Here is a 21,287-nt window from a genome sequence, read left to right as displayed (position 1 = left end):
CAGCAGTTGAAGCTTCAAATCAACTGGACGATAACCGGGGCATCCGAGGATGTCCCCCTGGTGGCAGTGAACGGACCCCAAAATGGGTCCCTTGGTGTGTTGGAATGGAATAGTGGATGATGCGGCCGGAATCAAGCTGTGTTTGTGGCCGCGTTTCGGTATGTATACGTCAGCAAGCGGACGGATGTGAAGGAGCGTGCGCAATTTTTTTGCGAAATTTCAGACAGGATCTAAGGACGCAGAACAGGAAAGAATCGTGCAGAATAGCGTTTAATCCCTGGAGGAGGGCCGGTTGAAACCCTTTTCCTCCAATATGCCCTGCAGCTCCCGCACCAAAAGATCCAGGGTGGGATCTTCCTTACAATTGGTCTCGATATCTTTTTTATCCAGTCGATTGGGTTGCAGTCCTGTTTCGGGATCCGGCGCGACATCCGATGGCACCTTCATTCCCAGCATATAATGAGCTGAAAGTTTCCGGCTGTTGATACTGCAGCTGCAAAATGCCCCCATCAGTACTTCACCGGGAACATTCTGTTGGGGTCGGTAATTTAAATTGTAAACGGCATAATTGTGCACGTGTCCCATATGGTAGCCGTAAACGTGGAGATAGTAGTTGCCCTCATAGGAAGAGATGCTCATCTCACAGCGTTGCCGGATATTTTCTCCCCTTCTGCCGGCATCAAAGCGTGTGTATAGAAATGCCTCAAGGGATTCCTTTACTTCAAACCAGGATTCTATGATATTACCGTTATTGTTGTAATTGATGGTGCGATAGATCCCCACCAGATCCCGTAGCCGCTGATCGTGGGGAGAAAGCATGGCAAACTGCTCGGTGTTCAAGGGAAAGGACTTCGAACTGCCAAAAATATTCCGATTGAGTAACAGATAGGCCTCTGCCAGACGGGTTTCCCGTTTTTCCAAGGCTTCCAGTGCTTTGTTCCGATCACCCTGCCCGGGCAAAAAAACCTTATCCCGATCGCTTTTAATCAGAATGATCTCTCCCGAGGTCGGTTGTTCATCATTGGAAACGCCCTGAAAGGAGCCCAGCAGATAGGGCAGGGTCCGGAAGTCACCGTAGCCGGTATACAGAATGAAGAACATTCTGCGATTAGACGCCACATTATCGAGCTGACAGTAAAGATTACCGCCCAATCGTTCCCCCTTTCCGGAGTAGAGTACATCCTCATCAATATGGCTGCTTTTATGCAGCCTCCATTGCTCGATGGGAAAAGGTGATGGCATGGAAAAATTTGCAGAAAAGGAAAATTCCTTGACTATTCTGAGGTTTTTCGAAAAAATGAATCCCCGATAGTATACTTTTTCCTGCTCCAGTTTTTGTTTGAATTTTGTCCGGAATTCCGGGAAAGTGGTCGTCCCGTTGATATACCGCAGGCAAGCTTTAAGATAAAAGTCATTTAACTTGATGGGTGGTTCTTTATTGATCAGCTTTTTATACAGGTGGTCGGCATTAAATCTGGCGGCTTCAACTCGATTGAGGACCCCCTGATCCATCATGAATTTTTTAATGGTCGGCGATGATCGGTGAGTGGCCAGGGAAACGGTAGGATCATATTCCCCGTAACCAAATAGCGGAGAACTGGTACTGTCAGTCGGTTTCATGTTCTTATCCCGGCAGTCTTCACGGTATTTTTGCCGGAGCGCTAACCAGAAAAGATCGCGGTCCTGCTGATTGAGTTCCAAGTGTATGTGGGTTTAGATTATCCTGATTGGATAAATATCCAAAAATTATCCAACTATCGGATGAAAAGATCGACATATTAGCATTTAGTAGAATCTTTTTCGGCAGTTTGCTTGCTTTTTATAATAAATTTTCACCGTTTTTTAAGAAAAAGGGTTTAATTGCAGGTAAGCAAATCATTTAATCTCCAAAATAAGCACGTCCTTTCCCGTCCACAAAGGCCAAAGAAGACTATTGCACCGAAGTAAGGTGCCCACAGCCAAAAATTTCATAGTCATTCGCAATTATTAGCATGCGAATAATTCCCGGTCGTTCGGACCGTATGGATCCTGCCAGATCCGGTTCGCACATTTTAGGTAGATTATTCGCCGAGTACAATTTAGTGCGTTTACCAGTCCACAACAAAGTTTTTACCCAACAATTACAACTACCCGCGTAAGCCGAAGCCGCAACTGCCAATGCGGTACACGGGACTGCTATTGGTCTAACCGATAGATGATCAATCTATGCTCAATGGTACCGCATAGACAGGGGATTCCTATGTCATCGATCGAGTGCCCTACTAATGCAGTCTACAGATCCAATTCGGTGCTTTATGGGTGCTTTTTGAAAAAAAGTGAGCAGAGGGCTCACGTTTTTTATCACCGGTAAGTATATGAATTATGAGCTTGACCATTTGCTGGCAAAAAACAAGCTGAAACACAAATTACCATTTCCATCAGAAGAACTCAGACCACCATGTACAAAGGTACTGGTATTTGAAATCCATTTTTTAACCATCCCTCCTTAGCAGGATGATGTAAAATGAGCAATCATGATGGAAACCAAACTTCGCAGGCGTTTACTGCGGGCCATGGAGGCCAAGAACTGGGAACTATTTTTCAATCTGGTCTACAATGCCTATCGCCACAAAATCTTCGCGATCGCGGTAAATCGCCAAAACCAGCTCGGCAGAGTATTCCAACCGGAAGATGTCGTCCAAGATGTATTCTTAACGTTTTACACCCGATACGACATTTATCGGTTCACTGCCGAAAAACTGGAAACGTTACTGAATCTGTTGAGTAAGATCACTGTTAACCACACTTACGACATTGACCGAAGAGAAGGAAGTAAGCACTCGTGCTACAGCCTGAACGAGGTCCCGGAAACCCGTAACGACCAGGAAGCTGATGACTTCGAGTACGAGCTCCAATACTCTGACTTCCTGAAGCATCTGCTTGCAGAACTGAGTGAAACCCAAAGACAGGTCTTTAGCCTGCGATTGAACGGTTATCCTTACCGTGAGATCGCTGAAGATCTGAATTTGACATCGGAGGAGAATGCGCGCCAATATTTCCAGCAGGCGAAAAATAAACTGCGCAAACTGATCAGCCGGGAGAAGATCCTGGCCTAAATAATTTGACCGTCATTCTCTGAACGTCATCTGAATTAAAGAAACTTTGGTTCCCGGCCCCAGGGTCGGGAACCAGCAAAATCACCCCGCTGTGGGTGATCCACCCGGAACGCTCCGGCGTTAGGGATCGGCTTACAGCGGTAATTATTCGATCCACATGGAAGATCTTATATCTCTGGTTAATCTAACTACTAAACAGAAGATCCGGCAAATAGAGATCGTTGGTCGAAAAACCAGCGCAACTCAGGGTAAGTTAGACAAGCTCTTTGCCGGGATTGCCAACGGCCGCTTCCTCAATGACGACAGTGCCCTCGAGGAACTGTATGGGCCGGATCCCTCCGAGACCACGCGGGCCGCCTACCAGAAGTTAAAGCTGCGTCTCCAGAAACGCCTGTACAATACGGTGTTTTTCATCAGCCCCAACGAGGCGCGCTACAAAAAGACTCAAACCGCTTATTACTACTGCTTCAAGCAACTCGCGGCAGTCAAGATCCTGATCGGTAAAGGTGCCCGGAAGGCAGCCATCCCTCTCGCCGAAAAGACCTTGCGCAAAGCGATGAAGTTCGAGATCACGCAGGTGGCCATGGAACTGGCCGCTGATCTACGGATCCACTACGCCGTCAACGGCGGAACAGAAGCACAGTGCCGGTACTACGACAAAATCGTAGAAGACTACAGCGAACTGCGCCACGCCGAGCAGGAGGCCGAAAAGTACTATGCCTTGCTTATGGTAAAAGCTACCCGGAAAAGATCCACCGATCCGGTGCTTTATCAGGAAGCGAAGGAGTACAGCGAGAAGTTAAAGAAGACCTTTAAACAACTGAATGTGAAGTCGTTCCGATTTTCACAGCTATATTTTATGGTGCGCATCCTTCAGCACGAAATTCAGGGGGACAGTCGGAAGACTATTGAAGTTTGTGATGAGGCTATTGAATATTTCGGGAAAAACAAAAGGGGGGCACACAATACCATCCAGTTTACTTTTGCCTTCAAAAAACTCCAGGCGTTTATTCAGGCCAAACAGTACGAGGCGGCCAGACAGGCTGCCACGGACTGCGAACAGTTGCTCGACAAGCAAAAGGCTTACAGCGACTGGCTACACGTGCAGTACTGCCGCATTTTACTTTGCTTCCGCACCGGAGAATACAAAGAAGCCTTTGATATTTACCACCAGGCTAAGTCGAATAAAGAGCAATTTAATAGACAATACCAGGTCGCCCAAGAGCGATGGACGCTGATAAACGCCTATCTCCAGTTCCTGATCAGTATCGGGAAAATTACGCCGCCGGAGCCGCAGAAATTTCAAAAGTTCCGTATTGGGAGAATGCTAAATGAGCTCCCCATTTTCAGTAAGGATAAGTTCGGCTACAATATTGATCTGATCGCCCTGAACGTATTGTTTTCCTTACATCGCAAGCGGTTCAACATCATTATTGACAAAATGGAGAGCTGGAAAACCTATATCTATCGACTTCAGCAGAAGAAAAGACCCAAAAATCGCGGGTTGTATTTTCTTCACATGCTGCTGTGTCTGCCCAGTGCTAACTTTCATCCCGTTGCGGTAGAACGACACGCCGCCGACTGGTTGAAAAAACTCCGGAATGCCCAAATGGATACAGAAATGGAGATCATTCCGTACGAGACGCTCTGGGAATTTATACATGATTTACTCAGCCAATAATGGCTTAAACATATTCTTAGTCCACAAAATAATTAATCATGAAAAACTTGAAGTTTTTGTTGCATCGCCTTGGCCGCTTAATAGCCCCGGATTACATAAGCTTAGCGGTCCCCTGGTCAGTTTTTAGTTATGCCCGAGACAGAGAAATTTATCAGCTAGTCTCACAAAATGCCCCAGCTCATCAGTATACCTTAAAGGAGGAGAAAATATTTCCTCATCGAATACTTAGGTCGGTATGGCCTTTACTGTTCAGGTGTAACGTCATTGAAAACGACATCGATATTGTGTAATCTGCCGTTTTGAATTGAAATAACCATCCATTTTGAAAAGTCAACATAAAAGGATCAGCTGATACTGATTTAGAATACTTGAGAGCCAACTACACCAGTTAAAAACTGTGTTTTTCAAGTGGAATGGTTTGTGTTTTTCTTGGATCCCCGGAGGTGGCAGCCTCTGGGGACTTTTTTTGGTGTAAGTCGGACAGTATCAACTGATCACTGGTTGCTCTGATGGATAGCAGTACCATTCGCAGGCGTTAATTGGGAATGGCTTCCAAATTTAGCAAAAAGTCTCTCCCTACCAAACTGGAGGGTTCAGGTATTTAATCGTGTAATTAGAACCTTGTTGTTGAAAATTTTCTCATTAACCGAATGCGATCGGACCTCCGGTAATAGGGTCTTGCATTTTCGGTAATTGTTGGCTTTCGAAATGTTTTTTGCTCCAATCTGTAAATCAATTCATGTGTAATTTTTACCCTACAGATTTTGGGCAAAGATGGCCGAAGATGATCAGATTCCGGACCAGTTTTTTAGCCCGGACATTAGACAAATAATTGATTAAAAACCTGGTTTACAAATACATAGCATTTCTACTATTGTTGTTTGGCAGACTTTTAATCACATATACAAATTTATAGCCCAACACAAGATTTCCCAAAATTTCCACCCCCTTCATAAGACTGGCTAAATCTTTAATAAAAAAGAGGCTAAAAACATAAAATATTGATAATCAATATTTTAAAATTCAATCTAAGCTGCATTTTCGGACAATAAAAGGCTAATTGCAACTCATTTTTCTTGCCTTTGAAGAAAAAAATAAAAAAATCAGTTTTAGCACTCACGTTTCCATCCGCAGTGAAGTATAACTAATACAATTGCCAATACAGAAATATTAATCAGCATTGGTTCTAAACACTTTAGAAAATCGCAGTTGGCAACGGCTGCATTTCATAGTCACCAAACCATAACCAATTCATTAAACATTCCATTACTGCCATGAAAAACGCAAATTTCAAAAATCTGCTGAAATACTGTTTTAACGAATTGCCCGCCGATCAGTGCCGAAGTATTGAAGAGGAACTGATCCGGGATGAAGCCACCTTTTCCGCAATTAGCGGGATCAATCTACTGAAAAGGAAGCTGGGATCCCGGCAGGCCGTTGAACAGTATCTCTACCAAAAAGGGGAGCAATCCAGAAACCGGCTGCTTTCCGAAAATCGTTCCCGGATATTTCGCAACACTCACTAAATCCATTTTGTCATGAGAATGAGAAGTAGAAGATTAGCCCTCATTAAATTTAGATTATTTGTTCTGTTCGGTTTACTGGTGGTATTTTATATCACCTGTCTGCCCCCCTCGATCGATTCCGGATCTTCTGAGGATGAGCTGAATATCAGCTCCATATACTTTGACGTTCAGGAACAGGTCAACCGGCCGGTCGTTGCGGTAGGAGAAGTGACCGCCTCTTTTTTCATTAATCATTTAGGAGGGTTCTATTTTCTACGAGATCTGAAAGGCAAGCAATCCATAATTTGTTTCACCAATAAGGTACCTCCGCCCGAAGGAAGTGAGATATCTGCATTAGGGATTGTGAAGCCGGTTTTTCAGAGAGGAGATATCAACTTCATTTATTTCAAGACCAAGGAAACGGAATTCAGGCAAAGACACTACGACCAGGCATCTTTGTAATACGAACGATCCTGGAGCAGGTCCGGATGTGTCTGAAGACTTATTGCTTCACCAAAAACAAATAAAATGCACAATTCTGATTTTTGGGACATTCCCTACATCCCAGGCGAGACACTCCCCTCCTATTCTTTGCGGGAGGATTATTTACCGGCTACGGAATGCGAACCTTCGGTAGACACCGATCAGCGCCAGCTAACGAATGATTTTGAATCAAAAGATCTTTATTCGGTTTATTCGATTGGAGAGGATTTTCATTCAGCCAGGGATCATGATCTGTTTCCTACTTTCTAAAAGAAGGTAGGGTATATTTAATACTTCATGCGCCGGGCAGTCAACCGCCGGGCGCTTAAATTTTCCGCTATTGGACTTTTGCTACCTGGCTTTACAATGACTTTTTAATATCATCCAGCCCATACTTCTTATCCAGCTTCCTGGAATATTCATCTCTCAGCCGCAGGGCTTTTTCCGCATCAAATCCACTTTCCACAAAAAAGTTATAAGGAATTACTCCGTTGGGGGGAATACTGGCGTAACGCTTCAGGAATTTTACGGTCTCGCGGAATGTCTGGAGTTTTATCTCTTCAATATCTTTCTCTTTATTGCTCATATCATAATGATCCTTAGTTTAGAGTATGAAATAATAGTAATGAACGCATACTCTAAATTTAGAAATTGGTTTAGTTAACAATTATAGTTCTCACAAAAAACGAAATGCGCGCAAAGATAGTTTTTCCTATCTCTAAAGGATAGGTTAAAGTGTATAATCCCGGATGAAATCCAGCTTGGCGCAGATGTTTTCTTTTAATGCAGACGGAAGATCCAGTTCGGCATCATCCATTATTGCCGCCGAGCTGGTAGTAACTTCATCGTGGGCCTTTTTTGTTACGCCCATGATATTGAGCTTATTGATACGGATATTCTGTCGCCAGAACATCTTCTTGAATTCCTTTAGATAAATATCCCAAAGATTGTTTAAAGGATGTTCTCCCTCGGGACACTCATCAATATATAAAACTGCGGGCACAATCAGGTCATTAGGATCAAGAATTTCATCGTGAATATATTTATACTGCTCCGATAATATGACTTTTGTGCTTCCCTGCAAAAGGCCAAAAGACAATAAATGGGTAACGGGTGCTACAATAAAAGACACCTGTTGCTCATATTTCTGTAAACAACGGTAGATATGCTGGAAAGTGGGAATGCTGCAATATTTAATAGCTTCTACTATTTTTTCAGAAGGTAGGGAACGGTTGTAAAACCGACTGGCCGGTAAACGCAGAATGCGTGTGTATTTAAAATCCTTATTTGCTTCCAATTGTTTCTCTATTTCCAGAAAAATATCCTCATGGGCTTTTTGGTAAGCATCCATGATCACTCCAGGTTCCAGAAATGACCCCTTACCCAAAAATTCGGAAACATAAAAAATGTCCGTAGTTTTAGTAATGAACGGAGTTATAGCTTCCCGGTAACGCGTAGCAAATTCGTCCCGCTCGCGTTCATCGCCAGGGGAATAATCCAAGTCGATAACTTTACGGTTGTCGTGCTGATTATTCCACCCTTTCAGATCAGAAGCCCGTAAATAGTAATGCTTTGGGTCTTTTTCCTCCGGAAAGTTATTTTCCCAGTTTTCGAACTCGTCCCTGGTGAGCAGAAAGGTGGTCGGCTTGATCCCGCAGTAAGCTACGATCTTACTCACAAAGTCGATCGTGAAGGGCTTCTGCTGCGCCGGATTGTTGGGAAAATTAAACTTGGCACTCCGAAAATACTTCCGTTCCACTTTAAAAAAGGCATACAGCTCCTCCGGAGGCATGTTTATCTTTTCTAAGTGTTGATCAATAGCATCTCTAAACCGGTTGCTCCTTTTTTTGTGTTCGTCTTGTTTTGCTGTCATTACCCTGCTTTTAACTGAGGTGCAGTCATTCGCCTTAAAAATATTGAAAATTTAACATTCAGTAAAAAAAACTAATATAGAAGCTAAAAAAGGCATCCGTCCGATCGCTTTGCGTTGATCGCTCTCCAAAATCCGAAGGCAAGACTGATCAGTTATCCCGGTAGGCGAAAATTTTCGCCTAAGTCTCCAAACTTGGCGTTTGAAGTCGCCTTCCCCGGCTCTTGCCTTCCCACTACTCGATTCGATAATAAATTGAATTTCAGTTAATTAAAAACAATTATTATCTTTACTACATCAGCAAAACACGGCCTTGCCACAGTTGCACAGGCCGTAAGTTTTCCGACCCAAAAGGGATGTCTAAAAGTTTTCGTCCCTGAGCCCGGACATAAAGAAAAAGTGTTCCTAAAGATCGCTTTGCCGGCCAAAGAGATTTTCAGAAACACTATTGTTCGACAGTCAAAAGGATGTCGACTTAAATCCATTTTTCATAATTAAACTAAACCTTAGATCTATGTCACGCGGGCATTTTAATTTTTGGCCTTTCGGTAGCTTCTGCCTCCTTTAGCCAAGTGGACGGGCTTTTGGGGCGGAGGCTTCCTTTAGACCTCACGCAGCGCATAAGCTCACTTCCGCCGCTGTTTCCACCCGACGGAGTTCTTCCGGGTGCCGTGTAAAACTATGGTGAAATTTAAATTTGCTAAGGCTGGCAGTACGAGCGTGGGATCTATCCTCACGATCAGCAAATTTGGGAATGGTTGGTAAACGTTCGATACGATCTTCTCCTCAATAAATCCAGATATCAAAGAGATTTCATATTACGAGCACGGAGTGCCATTACTTACAGGCGAAATCTTCTGCGTTTTCTGTTTTGCCGCAGACGCAGTAGCAGCAGAGTAATGATGAGCACAAGGAAGATCATTCCGAGCACATAAGTCGCGAGTAGCGGCAACTTCGAAGTACCGGGGGCCACACTACCTCTGGCAATCGCAATGGGTGGCTCCTCCTGGGTACTCCGCACTACTTTGGCCGACCTTGGAGCTGAATGATCCCGGTAGACCGGCGTTTTCCGGTTCAGTTTGATCTTCTTCATTTCTACCCGCAATGAATCTCTTTGCCGGAAAAGCACGTGGATAAATTCCCGGTTCCGGGCAAGCAGGTCCTCATACTTGTTTTTGGCCTCACTTTTTCCGGCAGCTTCCCCCTGACGGTAGGCCTCCTTCCAGGTCGCTTTTAGTTGATCCTCACAATCCAGTCGATCTTGCTCTCTGAGTTGAAAACAATCCGATCGCTCTTCCGAGAGTTTGGCGGAGTAATACTGCGCCCAGTATTCGTCCCGTTCTTTGGTGGTTTCCTGAATGGTCATTTCCAGTTGATCACTCCACCACCCTTCCAGGGCGAAGAGGACCGAGATCCCGACCAGGAAACCGCTGACTAATTGTTTCATTGTCCGATTTTTTAGTGGATGAATAAATACCGGCCGAAACCGGAATTGCATACGAACAACTTGCAGTGCGGCAAGCTGTATTAAGTATACTCTTCCACTTCGCTCTTTGTGAAGATCGGACGAGGTGTACTGACGTGAAATTGGTTGGGAATCCCGACGGTGCAAATCCGTCAGGACCAGATCACTTTGTATCAGGTGTGGACGAAAAGCCGGTCCCAGGCGCGGGCCCAGCGGGAAAATTGCATTTACAATATCCCCTTACGGAAACATACGCCCGTACCGTGGGTCCAAAATGCAGGACACCCAGACCACACATTGGCGGCCTGGGTGCCCGGTATATCTCGGTTTAAACGTGCATTAGCGGTAGGTTGACGGTCCTGCGGACGGCCTTGCCCACCGATTTAGTTCACACTAAAAACCATTCCTTCGTTAAATATTTTGCGTTTCAGTTTCCGGAGTGCACGATCTTTGATCTGACGCACCCGTTCGCGGCTGAGGTCCAGATAATCACTGATGTCCTGCAGGCTCAGCGGCTGCTTGCGATTCAGTCCAAAATACATGGACAGGATCTCGGCTTCTCTCGCACTCAGGGAACCCAGTAGTTCGGTCAGCTCGATACGCAGTGATTCGGTACCTACCAGATCGGAGTCCGGACTGGGCAGTACGGCATCGGCCAGCATTTCTTCGAGAGAAGCACTGTCTTCGTCCTCACCTACCGGTTCGTTCAGAGATTTACAGTATTTGACGTCCCGCAGGCAGTTCTCAATATCGCTTTCCTTCAGGTCCGTTACCGCAGCGATCTCGGCCAGGCTGGGTTCGCGTTCCAGTTCCTGGTACAGTTCGTTACGGGTACGTACTACTTCCTGAATACGGGATTGGTAGTTGGCCGGGAGGCGGATCTTTTTCGATTTCTCACCGATCGCCTGCAAAATGGACTGGCGAATCCACCAGACGGCGTAGGAAATAAATTTGAACCCGCGGGTTTCATCAAACCGTTGGGCAGCTTTTATCAAACCTATATTGCCTTCGTTGATCAGATCGTCCAGGCTCAAACCAGTATGCTGGTATTGCTTGGCTACAGAGATGACAAAGCGAAGGTTACTGCGAATAATCTTTTGAAAAGCAGCCTCGTCTCCATCTTTGAACCGGCGGAACAGACGTAGTTCTTCCTCTGGGGTGAGTACATCGTATTTAGAGACCTCATTGAGGTACTTCTCAATCGACATACTGTCCCGACGGGTAATGTTATGAGTAATAACTAATGCTCGCATGAATTTTGTTTTCTACCGTGATAAATATCCGATCACCAGACCGGCATCTAACAAATCTTTGTAAAGTAAAGTTAACGTGTGATTAGGCTTGCTACCTAGGGCACTTTTAGGTGTTTGGCTGGAGGGTGTGTTAGTGTCATCCAAAGCATCTGCTTCGGCGATATCCAGGCTGTGTGTGTTAGCTCGTGATATTAGGCTGGTTAAAATCGTTTCTCTGCTTGAGATTGGGTGCAGTCTATATAGTTTTTGCCTCCATCAATTATTAAACGTAGTTTGCCCGGAATTAGTTCTATTTTCCCGTTTTTCCTACAAAAAAATTTAGAGCGGTACCGGATCAGGACTTATCCTTATAATAAACCACCACTTCTTCCTTCGTTTTCCGCTGCAGATTAGGCACCTTGGCTTCTTTGTCCGCATAGCCGACCGGGATCAGCAAAAAGGCTCTTTCATTTTCGGGACGATCCAGGATCTCATGCAAAAAATTCATCGGACTCGGTGTGTGGGTCAATGAGACCAGCCCGGCATTATGGATCGCGGTCAGCAATACGCCCGTGGCAATTCCGACCGATTCGTTTACGTAGTAATTCTTGTGCTTTTCTCCGTTTACCAGATCGTAGGCCTTTTTGAAAATAATGATCAGATAAGGCGCTGTTTCCAGAAAGGGCTTATGCCAGTCGGTTCCGAAGGGCTGCAGGTCTTCCAGCCACTCTTCCGACATCCGGCCGTTGTAATTCTCGTATTCTTCCTGTTCGGCCGCTTCGCGAATTTTAGCCTTGATCCCAGGATCAGAGACAATACAAAAGGTCCAGGGTTGCTTATGAGCACCGGAAGGAGCAGTCGCTGCCGCCAGCACAATATTGTCGATGACCTCTTTGGGAATTTTCTTATCCGAAAAATCCCGAACCGTCCGGCGCTTATCCATGAACTGGTAAAACTCCCGGCTGCGCTTGAGCATCTCTGCTTTAGGATAACGAATTCCTTTGTAAGGAATAAAATCGCTAACTTCCTGACTCATAATCCTTTTAATACATTTTAAACTTTATGGGAAACACCTCATCCGCCATCTAGTTTTAAGGTAAGCACATAAAAATGAATCCTACTATCTATTAGACGTATTTTTTTGAAAAAGTTACAGGGGATCGGACATAAATTCTCCCCTCTGAAAATTACTGCTGATCAGGGTGTTGAAACCGATACCGGCAGTATCTTCCCGTTGAAAAAGCGATGCCCCTGGGTGGCGAACCAGGCCACAAATTCGCCCATATCATCGCTGCTCAGGGGTGCCTGATAGCCGGGAAAAGCCGCTTCCAGCATTTCGGTCTGTACCGCGCCGAGGCTGAGACAGTTGACGGAAAGCCGGCGATCCTTGAATTCTTCGGCCAGGCATTCGGTCAGATTGGCCAGTGCCGCTTTGGCAGCGCTGTAGGCAGCCAGGCCGTTGAACTTAGCGCTGCCCTGAAACCCGCCCATACTGCCGATATTGACAATATGCCCTCCGTTCATTCTGGAAAAATGCGGCAGGCAGATGTTAATAATTTTTACAACCGAAAAGAAATTGGTCTCAAAAGATTCCTGCCAGTCCAGCGGACTCAGCTGCTCAAACGGCTTATTGATCAGCAGTCCCGCATTGTTGATCAGTATGTCCAGTCCGTCCAGATCGCCCAAAGCGCGGTTCAGCAGATCCGGGGAACTATCGTTCAGGTCGTATACCAGATAGTCCAGGATCCCCTCCCCTTCTTCCAGCGCCACCGCCTGGTAAAGCGACCGCAGAGCATCTTCGCTCCGGCCGAGTACCAGAATGCGGTGCTCCCGGCTGCGCGCCAGCCGTAGTGCTGTTTCCAGGCCTATTCCCCGACTGGCTCCGGTTATCAGAATTTTCATAATGCTTGGATGGTTACGAGATGAGCAGCAGGTTTCCGCACGAATGGCTGTGTAACGGTAAGATCCTAAAAAAAACGAAGCCCTTCCCGGAATTTGCGGGAAGGGCTTCGAATTTAGTTATGCTGCTTAATGTAGATATATAACGACAGTCAAAAGCGCTTATTATAAATTGTCAATTTTTTTTGCAATTTAATTAAGCCCTTCTTTCCATCATGATGTTTTTGTAGGCTTTCTGCAGTTTCTTCCGGGCAAAGAAGATACGGCTTTTGATGGTACCGAGCGGAGAATCCAGTTCTTCGGCGATCTCATCGTACTTGTAGCCGGCGTAGGCCATCAGAAACGGACGGCGAAAGTCTTCCGGCAGATCGTTTACCAAAGACATCAGTTCTTTAAACGCCACCGAAGTCTCCCCATCATTCTCGACCACCCGATCACCACTGTTCAGATAGTAATTGTTGGGGGTTTGGTCGATGATCATGTTCCGGCGCACCTTCTTGCGATAGTTGTTGATGAAGATGTTCCGCATGATGGTCACCGCCCAGGCCTTAAAGTTGGTACCCGGGTTATATTTGTCCGCATTCGTGATAATTCTCAGCGCCGTATCCTGATACAGATCTTCCGCATCGTTGGAGTTTCCGGTAAGCTTGAGAGAGAATGCACGCAGCGAGTTACTAATTCGGTCTAATTGGTCCTGTATTTGATTCTGAATGGCGTATATCATGTCGGTGATGTTTTATTTGTAATTATTATTTACAAAAATACCCGCCTTCTAGCGGAGATGCAAATAATATTGGCAATTTATTTGTATATACAGCAAATTTAGTACCAAGATTGTCCGGCCTTTACCATTTAGCGGCCAAAACGTTAATTTTGTTAACAGACCTAAACAAAAAATGCCTAAACTTGTATATATATTTAAACGATCAAAAATGGTTCCAATATTGGAACTGTAAATTTTTTTTACATTTTTGTGTCATTAGCGCAGGTACAACATTGAATTCTTAAACTTCGACGGAGTAAGACAAAGCAGGTAGCAATGGAATTGACAAAGAATACAATTATTAACTATTTGTCGTCAAACATCAAGTGTTTACGACGTAAAAAGGGTTTCAGCCAGGAAGAACTGGCGCAAAAGATCGGACTCAATCGTGGCAACATCGCTTCCTACGAAAATGGAACCGCGGAGCCTAAGATCTGCAATTTACTTAAGCTTTCCCGGATTTTTGAGGTATCCATCATCGATCTGACTATGAAGGACTTGCAGGATGAGGTCAATCAGATCGAAGCTCAGTTGAAATACGAGAATTTAAACGGTCCGGATCCCGAACAGATTGCCCACTTTGCGGAAAAAGCGCATATGTTGGCGGATTATCTGGAAGGTTTGCACAAATGCTATACCTATAAAAAAGCCAAGCTGGAATCCAGCGAAGTTCCCGATAATGTAAATTTTGTTTTCGATTTCTTTGATCAGGCCTACGATGCGGCGGTCAATCTGCTGGCGGAGCACCGGCAACTGATCAATTACATTCGATGCCAGGATAAATAATTTCTTAAAAAAATTTAAGATCAGACTGTAAGAATGACCTGACAAAGTGGCCCTCTGCTATTTTGTCAGGTCATTTTTGCTTTTGGCTATTGCTTCATTGGAGGCTGAATCCCTATCTTTGTACCACATTTCGAATGAAACCTCTCCATAGCTGGACACATCTTATTAATTCGGCAAGCGTGCCCTTCCGGATCTTATCCCCCGCTGCCTGCACCGGATGATCACTATTTTCCATTGTCGCTTATAAGCTTTAAATTACTTATATAAATGATCGGGTAAACTACATCCCGACACCCCAGCCCAAAACCGTAAATTCTATAGCAACTATGAAGCACTACTGCACTTTACTATGGCTATGCCTCATCCATTGGTTAGTGCCCGGAAATGGTCAGCCCGCTATTCCGTTCCTGAACAAAGATCTCAATGAAGTCCGCGAAATTGCCGGACAACAAGGGAGCCTCTATTTTGCGTTTTTCACCGCCAACTGGTGTGCCCCCTGTCACTGGATGGAGGAGCAGGCTTTTACCAGCGCTCCGCTGATCAGCTACGTACGCCAGCATTATCTCGCCGTAAAGGTCGATATCGACGAACGCGGGAACCGGCCCCATCAGGAGCGATTTCAGGTAAAATTGCTGCCGAGTATACTGGTGTTCAACGCTCAGGGACAGCTCCTGGCAAAAATTGAGACTGCCCTTTCCGGCGAAGACCTGCTCAAGATCCTCGAAGAGCACAACCTGCCCAAAAATCGCATCGGGAGTACCCGTCACAGCTTCGCCAGCGAAGAGATCATGGACAGCCCGAAGCCGAGTATCAAACTCTACCGCCCCCCGCTTCCCTCCGAAAACAACGGCAATAATCCGCCGCCGCCAACCGAACTGCCGCCGCCCGTAATGGTGCCGGGGCGAACTACCCAGCAGCAGGACCGCAATACGCCGTCGCAGGCCGTACCCGTTGCCCGCCCCAATACCCGGGAAACTTTTGCTCCCCGTTCGGAAAAGACCTACAGTATCCAGGTGGCTTCCTACGAAGACTACCAACAGGCGATCCGCCAGGTGGCCCAACTGGAAAGCGGCGTGAATGAATCCGTACGCCTGCTCGGGGGTAAGGATGATGCCGGGAAGCAGGTCTTTCGCATCTTTATCGGCATGTTCCCGGACCGGAAAAAGGCCGAAGATTACTTATTTTATCTGCGGCGAAAAAACGTGAGTGGTGTCATTCAGGATATGATGGACGTTCGTTAAGCCATCGACCGCCAGGCGGCAGTACGGGCGCTTTACCATAGGAATCGCTCCCGTGGGAAGGGGCCTGCGGGAGTGGATCGCCCCCTCCTGCCGGACGCGATCCGCTATCGCTTTATGCGTCCGGAATACATTTTTTCTTTCCTTTCGGTTTCTCGACAATTTATGGAAGGGCAATTTCGTTTTCACCACGACTTATTACCCCATACTAGTACTTAGAAGCTGTCTGTGCCGGATTTTTGAGGACTTGTTACCGTTACGGTATGCCGCAGGAGGAAAGGCAGCCGGAGGCCACACAAGGCAAAATTCATACCGCAGAGCAGTTTCATATACCCCGAATTATTAATACTATAGAAAGAAAACTACTCTAATAAAAATCCTGAATAAAGGTGGAAAATGTGCCTGAATGAATCATGATTTTCGTTCAATGGCACCATATTTTTTTTAATCTTCGCAACTTTTATTGTCGATAAACTCGATCCCACTAACGGTTGAACATAATCTTTAATGATGACGAGAATTCAATTCGCCACTTTGATCTGCTGTCTCAGCACCTCATTCACCCTTTTGGCTCAATCTCCCCGAAACATTGTTATCGACGGACAGTTACGCGCACCCGCCAGCGGATCGGCCCGTATGGAGTGTAATGATGCCGGTACGATAAGTTTTCTTCCCTTTACCGGGCAGAGCAATGATGTAGCGGGAGATACCATCTTCCTGTGCTTTAATGACATCCTGCAAATTGATCATACGGGTGGTGACCTTAGCGGAGATCCCAATCCCAGTACGACTCCGGGTTTCGGTTACGCATTCTACGACTGCCAGCCCACCCAGACCGGCCCCGATCTGGCCACCATTCTCACCGATCCCTGTTTGAACACCGTATCGCCGATCACCTTCCCGAACGGAGTTACCGAAACCCAGGATTTCGGGATCTGGGTGGCGACCCAGGAAGTAGACGGGGATATCACCTTCCAGAACTCCGGTACGCTGCAGTACGCTTTCGGCGGTGGCAGCGGTCCCATGCAGGGCGCTCCGGTGCAGCTTTGGTTCGCACCGATCACGATCGATGATTTCGCCAATCGTGCCTATGAGGACGACGGCCTGGGTGGCGGAGAAGGTAGTTGCGTGGACGTGAATGTGGATGAAGCTTTTTCCGTTGTTTACCTCAACGAAGTAGTGGCAACGAATCAAAATATAATCAGCGGTTCTACCGGCTGTACGGGTACCTTTGATGTGGTGGGTGGTTTACCGGAATTCCTTCCGGCGGAAGAATACGAGATCACCATCAGTCTGGCGAGCAATCCCGATATTCAGGGAACCGTAACCTCTTCCAGCGCGCCCCGCCACAACAGTACCGTAGAATTCATGGTACCGCGGGCCGGGATGTACAATATCATTGTAGAGGATGGAAAGGGTTGTCCGGCAATCTTCACCATGGACTTCACTTCCTGCGCATCCATAACCTACAACTTCCCGCTGGAGAACGTTTCACCCGGCCAGGTAGAATGTCTGCCGGTAACGGTGGAAGATTTCAACATGGTTGGTTCCATGCAATTCTCCATTAACTGGGATCCTACTGTATTGCAATTCCAGAATTTTCAAAATCCCAATGCTGCCCTCGTTGATCTGCCCAACAGTATCAACCAGGCCGATGAGCAAACCCTGCTGGTTTCCTGGTTCGATGCCGGTACTTCCGGAGTAACCCTGGGCGACGGTGCGGTACTTTTTGAAATGTGTTTCGACGTGATCGGACAACCCGGAGAGACGAGCCCGATCATTATGACCGATACGCCCCTGTCCATCGAAGTACTGGATACGGATAGCAATCCTTACGGGGTCATCGTCACCGGCGGGCAGGTTACCGTTTCCGCCAGTGATCTCTTCGTGCTTATCGAACCGCGCGATCTGGAATGCGCCGCGGCACCGACGGGTGGTTTTACCCTTACGGTCAGCGATGGAGTAGCACCCTACAACTACGCCTGGAACTCCGTGCCACCGGTTGGTGCGGACCAGGCCGGTACGCTCACTAATCCGGGTGAATCCATCACTGTGAACGACCTCACGGAGGGTACCTATCAGATCACCATTACCGACAGCAATAATCCGGTTAATACCGTAATTGATACTTTCGAACTGATCGCTCCGCCGCGACTGGGCGCCAACTTTACCGTTACCGAACCTTCCTGTTTCGGAGCTACCGACGGCTCTATTTCCGTCAGGATCTCGGACGGCACGCCCAATCCTGACCTCAGTAAATATACTTTCACCTGGAACGTACCGGTCGGTAATGTAGCCGCCCTCACCAACATTCCCGAAGGTTTTTATTCGGTTACCGTATCCTCGGACAACGGTTGTGAAGCGATAGCGAGTGCTACTTTGTTCGAACCGCTCCCCATCGTCGTGCGGGACGATCCCCAGGATAAAGTCATTTCTCCGGCCAGTTGTAACGGTGCCCTCGATGGTGAGATCACCGTGATCCCTTCCGGTGGTACCACCAGCTCCGGTAACTACGTCTTCGAATGGAGCAACGGGGTCACCCAAACCTCCAGTAGTTCCACCATCAGTGGCCTGGATCCGGGTGAGTATTGCGTGACGATCACCGATGATAATGGCTGTTCTTTTTCAGACTGCTACATCGTGGCGGCGGAAAAAGAGATCAGTATCGTCAGTCTGGTAACCGATGTGACCTGCTTTGGTGAAGCCAACGGATCCATCGTACTTTCCGGATCGACAACCCCCACTAATGAAGAAGACCTGCCCTATACCTTCTCCTGGTCCGCCAATGCGGGCACAGCGGAAGACAGCAGTCCGAATTCATCTACCCAGAACGGACTCGCAGCGGGCACCTATTCGGTAACCATGACCGATAATGATGCTTCCGGCTCTTGTATGGTAGAAGGCACTTTTGAGATCCTCGAACCGGACTCGATCGCCATCTCCATTGCCGACATCAATAATGAAACCTGTAATGACAATCCGTCCGGAGGCATTGGCCGCGATGGTAATATCAGCGTAGAAGTGACCGGAGGTACCGGCGCCTATACCTACGAATGGTCGCACGATGCCAACCTCAACGGACCAACTGCTACCGGCCTGACCGCCGGCGATTATACGCTCACTGTTCGCGATGTGAATAATTGTGAGCAGATGCTGAACTTCGCCATCGAAGCACCGACGCCTCCGAATATTACCTCCCTGACGGATGATTCAGTGACCTGTCCGAACGATACTGACGGTATGCTGAGCGTAACGGCCACGGCTACGGCCGCTCCGATTACGGGCTACCTCTGGAGTACCGGTTCTACCGAAACTTCCATTTCCGGTCTGTCTCCCGGAGCCTATACCGTTACCGTTACGGCATCCGATAACTGTCAGTCCATTGATACGGCTCTGGTAACCTCTCCGGGCCTGGTGGTACAGGACAGCATCAATCTGAGACTGCCCGGTTGCCCCGGTCAGAACGACGGTCAGATCGCGGTATTCGTCAGCGGCGGTACGCCTCCGTACACCTATCGCTGGTCAACCGATCCGAATAATGCTACTACGATCAACCCGCTACCGGCACTGGCGGCGGGTACCTATTCCGTTACCGTAACGGATGCCAATAACTGTACGCCGCTGGTGATTGACAATATCGTGCTGAGTGATCCGCCGACGATCACCGTCGATTTCACCGTGCTGGCTCCGGTAAGTTGCCCGGATGACCTGACCTGCGACGGTCGGATACTCGCCGAAGCGTCCTACAGCGACGGCACCACCGGTATCTTCAACTTTGTCTGGTCTTCCGGAGAGACCGAACAGGGAGTGGCCAGTTCGACCGGTACGCAACTCTGCCGCGGTCCGCAAACGCTGACCGTTTCCGACGGCACCTGTGGGGTGACGGTTGATGTAGAAGTACCCAGCCCGGATGATTTCGCCGTAACGGCCGATGTGGCCAATATTAGTTGCTTCGGCGAAACAGACGGAACCATTATGCTCGCCACGATGGGTGGTACGGCCCCTTACGATTACCTGTGGGACGACGGCCCGAGCGGATCCGATCGCGATAACCTGGGAGCCGATACGTACCAGGTAGTGATCACGGATGCCAACGGCTGTAATATCACCCAGACGGTGCCGATCGCCGAACCGGACGAACTGATCCTGAATATCAATGAAGCACTGTCTACGCCCACGATCAGTTGTGCCGGCGAAAATGACGGGATCATCGTTGTGGAAGAAGTAGGCGGAAACGGCCTTGGTACCAGCCCATTTGCCTGGTCCGGCGGTGTAGCTCCGGCCAGTTCTCCCCGGGCGGACAATCTCGCTCCCGGCACCTATACGGTGACGGTGACTGACGTCAGAGGTTGTCAGGCCGATACCGTCTATACGATCGGCGAACCGATCCCCATCTCTGTAGAGATCGTGGAGCCGGTACCGCCGCTTTGCTTCGGCGATCCGTCTCTGATCTTCATCGATACGGTCTTTGGTGGAACTGGACAGGACTTTCTGGATTACACCTATTCTGTAGATAATAACGGTCTCAACTTCCCGCCCAACCAGCCGGCAACGGTATTCGGCATGGATCACGTGATCCGCGTAACGGATCCGGGCGGTTGTACGGTGGAAGTGGATGTATCCATTCCGCAGCCGGATGAGATCATCATTGATCTGCCGAGCGAGATTACCGTTGAATTGGGAGACAGTGTGACCCTGATGCCGGTAATCTCTCCTCTGGGTGGCGTATTCACTTACGAATGGACGCCGGAAACGCCGGATATTTCCGCTACGGATATTCCTAATCCGGTGGTGTTCCCCTTCCGCAGTGAAGAATACACCCTGCTGATCACCGATCCGAACGGATGTACGGCGGAAGCAAGCGTATTCATCGATCTGGACGCCAACCGCAACGTATATATTCCCAATGCCTTCTCTCCCGACGGAGACGGTATAAACGACGAATTCCGTTTGTTCACCTGTACGGGTGTGCGAAGCGTCAATTTCGCCCGGATATTCGATCGCTGGGGAGAGATCGTGTATAATGACGATTCCATTGACGTTAACTGTTTTGACGGAGCTGCTCTCTGGAACGGACAAAAGGACGGACGGACCGTGAGCCCGGGCGTATACGTTTACATCATCGAGGTAGAATTCCTGGATGATGTGACCCTGGTCTTCCGGGGAGACGTGACCGTGCTGCGTTAATTCGATCTATCCTTCCAAAGGTGCCAAGGGCGCTAAGAACTGTAATAGCCGATTCAAATCGAACCGGCCGCCAGTTCTTAGCG

At 47.6% G+C, this 21,287-nt stretch carries 16 protein-coding genes; 8 read left to right on the top strand and 8 right to left on the bottom strand.

Annotated features, from left to right (window positions below):
* Window positions 1-270 precede the first annotated feature (270 nt).
* Window positions 271-1,701, bottom strand: coding sequence for a hypothetical protein (locus CRP01_RS23045; RefSeq protein WP_099152468.1), 1,431 nt, complete (start codon window positions 1,699-1,701; stop codon window positions 271-273).
* 812 nt (window positions 1,702-2,513) lie between these two features.
* Here CRP01_RS23045 and CRP01_RS23040 point away from each other — a divergent pair.
* From CRP01_RS23040 to CRP01_RS23015, 5 genes are all read left to right on the top strand, one after another.
* Window positions 2,514-3,095 carry an RNA polymerase sigma factor gene (locus CRP01_RS23040; RefSeq protein WP_099152467.1) on the top strand — a complete coding sequence of 194 codons (582 nt, stop codon included), beginning with the start codon at window positions 2,514-2,516 and terminating at the stop codon, window positions 3,093-3,095.
* Window positions 3,096-3,252: 157 nt separating this feature from the next.
* Window positions 3,253-4,776, top strand: a complete 1,524-nt coding sequence (locus CRP01_RS23035; protein WP_099152466.1) for a hypothetical protein — start codon at window positions 3,253-3,255, stop codon at window positions 4,774-4,776.
* Between the two features lie 1,274 nt (window positions 4,777-6,050).
* On the top strand, window positions 6,051-6,302 hold the full coding sequence (locus tag CRP01_RS23025; RefSeq protein WP_099152464.1) for a hypothetical protein: 252 nt from the start codon (window positions 6,051-6,053) through the stop codon (window positions 6,300-6,302).
* 12 nt (window positions 6,303-6,314) lie between these two features.
* Window positions 6,315-6,743, top strand: a complete 429-nt coding sequence (locus CRP01_RS23020; protein ID WP_143473503.1) for a hypothetical protein — start codon at window positions 6,315-6,317, stop codon at window positions 6,741-6,743.
* 66 nt (window positions 6,744-6,809) lie between these two features.
* A complete protein-coding gene (locus tag CRP01_RS23015) occupies window positions 6,810-7,034 on the top strand; it encodes a hypothetical protein (protein ID WP_099152462.1) in 225 nt (74 codons plus the stop codon).
* Between the two features lie 91 nt (window positions 7,035-7,125).
* Here CRP01_RS23015 and CRP01_RS23010 read toward each other — a convergent pair whose 3' ends face one another.
* The 7 genes from CRP01_RS23010 to CRP01_RS22980 all read right to left on the bottom strand — a co-directional run bounded on the left by CRP01_RS23010 (window position 7,126) and on the right by CRP01_RS22980 (window position 13,954).
* The gene (locus CRP01_RS23010) at window positions 7,126-7,350 is read right to left on the bottom strand and encodes a hypothetical protein (protein ID WP_099152461.1); all 225 of its coding nucleotides are present in this window, start codon (window positions 7,348-7,350) and stop codon (window positions 7,126-7,128) included.
* 144 nt (window positions 7,351-7,494) lie between these two features.
* Complete coding sequence (locus CRP01_RS23005; protein ID WP_143473502.1) at window positions 7,495-8,637, bottom strand: hypothetical protein; 1,143 nt, start codon at window positions 8,635-8,637, stop codon at window positions 7,495-7,497.
* An 838-nt stretch (window positions 8,638-9,475) separates the two neighbouring features.
* Window positions 9,476-10,081 (bottom strand): hypothetical protein, encoded by a 606-nt coding sequence (locus CRP01_RS23000; protein WP_099152459.1) that lies wholly within the window; start codon window positions 10,079-10,081, stop codon window positions 9,476-9,478.
* 401 nt (window positions 10,082-10,482) lie between these two features.
* The gene (locus tag CRP01_RS22995; RefSeq protein WP_099152458.1) at window positions 10,483-11,352 is read right to left on the bottom strand and encodes a sigma-70 family RNA polymerase sigma factor; all 870 of its coding nucleotides are present in this window, start codon (window positions 11,350-11,352) and stop codon (window positions 10,483-10,485) included.
* Window positions 11,353-11,686: 334 nt separating this feature from the next.
* Window positions 11,687-12,367, bottom strand: coding sequence for a nitroreductase family protein (locus CRP01_RS22990; RefSeq protein WP_099152457.1), 681 nt, complete (start codon window positions 12,365-12,367; stop codon window positions 11,687-11,689).
* Between the two features lie 161 nt (window positions 12,368-12,528).
* Complete coding sequence (locus CRP01_RS22985) at window positions 12,529-13,233, bottom strand: SDR family oxidoreductase (protein ID WP_099152456.1); 705 nt, start codon at window positions 13,231-13,233, stop codon at window positions 12,529-12,531.
* 193 nt (window positions 13,234-13,426) lie between these two features.
* Complete coding sequence (locus tag CRP01_RS22980) at window positions 13,427-13,954, bottom strand: RNA polymerase sigma factor (RefSeq protein WP_099152455.1); 528 nt, start codon at window positions 13,952-13,954, stop codon at window positions 13,427-13,429.
* 315 nt (window positions 13,955-14,269) lie between these two features.
* Between CRP01_RS22980 and CRP01_RS22975 the strand changes: the two genes are divergently transcribed.
* From CRP01_RS22975 to CRP01_RS22965, 3 genes are all read left to right on the top strand, one after another.
* Window positions 14,270-14,779, top strand: coding sequence for a helix-turn-helix domain-containing protein (locus tag CRP01_RS22975; RefSeq protein ID WP_099152454.1), 510 nt, complete (start codon window positions 14,270-14,272; stop codon window positions 14,777-14,779).
* Window positions 14,780-15,105: 326 nt separating this feature from the next.
* Window positions 15,106-16,020 carry a thioredoxin fold domain-containing protein gene (locus CRP01_RS22970; protein WP_099152453.1) on the top strand — a complete coding sequence of 305 codons (915 nt, stop codon included), beginning with the start codon at window positions 15,106-15,108 and terminating at the stop codon, window positions 16,018-16,020.
* A gap of 504 nt (window positions 16,021-16,524) precedes the next feature.
* Window positions 16,525-21,204: a T9SS type B sorting domain-containing protein gene (locus tag CRP01_RS22965; RefSeq protein WP_099152452.1), complete on the top strand. Its 4,680-nt coding sequence runs from the start codon at window positions 16,525-16,527 to the stop codon at window positions 21,202-21,204.
* The last annotated feature ends 83 nt before the right edge of the window (window positions 21,205-21,287 follow it).

The sequence above is a fragment of the Flavilitoribacter nigricans DSM 23189 = NBRC 102662 genome (genome assembly GCF_002646595.1).
In the GTDB taxonomy this organism is placed as follows: Bacteria; Bacteroidota; Bacteroidia; order Chitinophagales; family Saprospiraceae; genus Flavilitoribacter; species Flavilitoribacter nigricans.
This window is presented reverse-complemented; position numbering and strand designations above follow the sequence as displayed.

Excerpts from the sequence above, each read along its gene's own strand:
- CRP01_RS23040 (WP_099152467.1), top strand. The coding sequence starts at position 2,514 with ATGATGGAAACCAAACTTCGCAGGCGTTTACTGCGGGCCATGGAGGCC.
- CRP01_RS23035 (WP_099152466.1), top strand. The coding sequence starts at position 3,253 with ATGGAAGATCTTATATCTCTGGTTAATCTAACTACTAAACAGAAGATC.
- CRP01_RS23025 (WP_099152464.1), top strand. The coding sequence starts at position 6,051 with ATGAAAAACGCAAATTTCAAAAATCTGCTGAAATACTGTTTTAACGAA.
- CRP01_RS23020 (WP_143473503.1), top strand. The coding sequence starts at position 6,315 with ATGAGAATGAGAAGTAGAAGATTAGCCCTCATTAAATTTAGATTATTT.
- CRP01_RS23015 (WP_099152462.1), top strand. The coding sequence starts at position 6,810 with ATGCACAATTCTGATTTTTGGGACATTCCCTACATCCCAGGCGAGACA.
- CRP01_RS23010 (WP_099152461.1), bottom strand. The coding sequence starts at position 7,350 with ATGAGCAATAAAGAGAAAGATATTGAAGAGATAAAACTCCAGACATTC.
- CRP01_RS23005 (WP_143473502.1), bottom strand. The coding sequence starts at position 8,637 with ATGACAGCAAAACAAGACGAACACAAAAAAAGGAGCAACCGGTTTAGA.
- CRP01_RS23000 (WP_099152459.1), bottom strand. The coding sequence starts at position 10,081 with ATGAAACAATTAGTCAGCGGTTTCCTGGTCGGGATCTCGGTCCTCTTC.
- CRP01_RS22995 (WP_099152458.1), bottom strand. The coding sequence starts at position 11,352 with ATGCGAGCATTAGTTATTACTCATAACATTACCCGTCGGGACAGTATG.
- CRP01_RS22990 (WP_099152457.1), bottom strand. The coding sequence starts at position 12,367 with ATGAGTCAGGAAGTTAGCGATTTTATTCCTTACAAAGGAATTCGTTAT.
- CRP01_RS22985 (WP_099152456.1), bottom strand. The coding sequence starts at position 13,233 with ATGAAAATTCTGATAACCGGAGCCAGTCGGGGAATAGGCCTGGAAACA.
- CRP01_RS22980 (WP_099152455.1), bottom strand. The coding sequence starts at position 13,954 with ATGATATACGCCATTCAGAATCAAATACAGGACCAATTAGACCGAATT.
- CRP01_RS22975 (WP_099152454.1), top strand. The coding sequence starts at position 14,270 with ATGGAATTGACAAAGAATACAATTATTAACTATTTGTCGTCAAACATC.
- CRP01_RS22970 (WP_099152453.1), top strand. The coding sequence starts at position 15,106 with ATGAAGCACTACTGCACTTTACTATGGCTATGCCTCATCCATTGGTTA.
- CRP01_RS22965 (WP_099152452.1), top strand. The coding sequence starts at position 16,525 with ATGATGACGAGAATTCAATTCGCCACTTTGATCTGCTGTCTCAGCACC.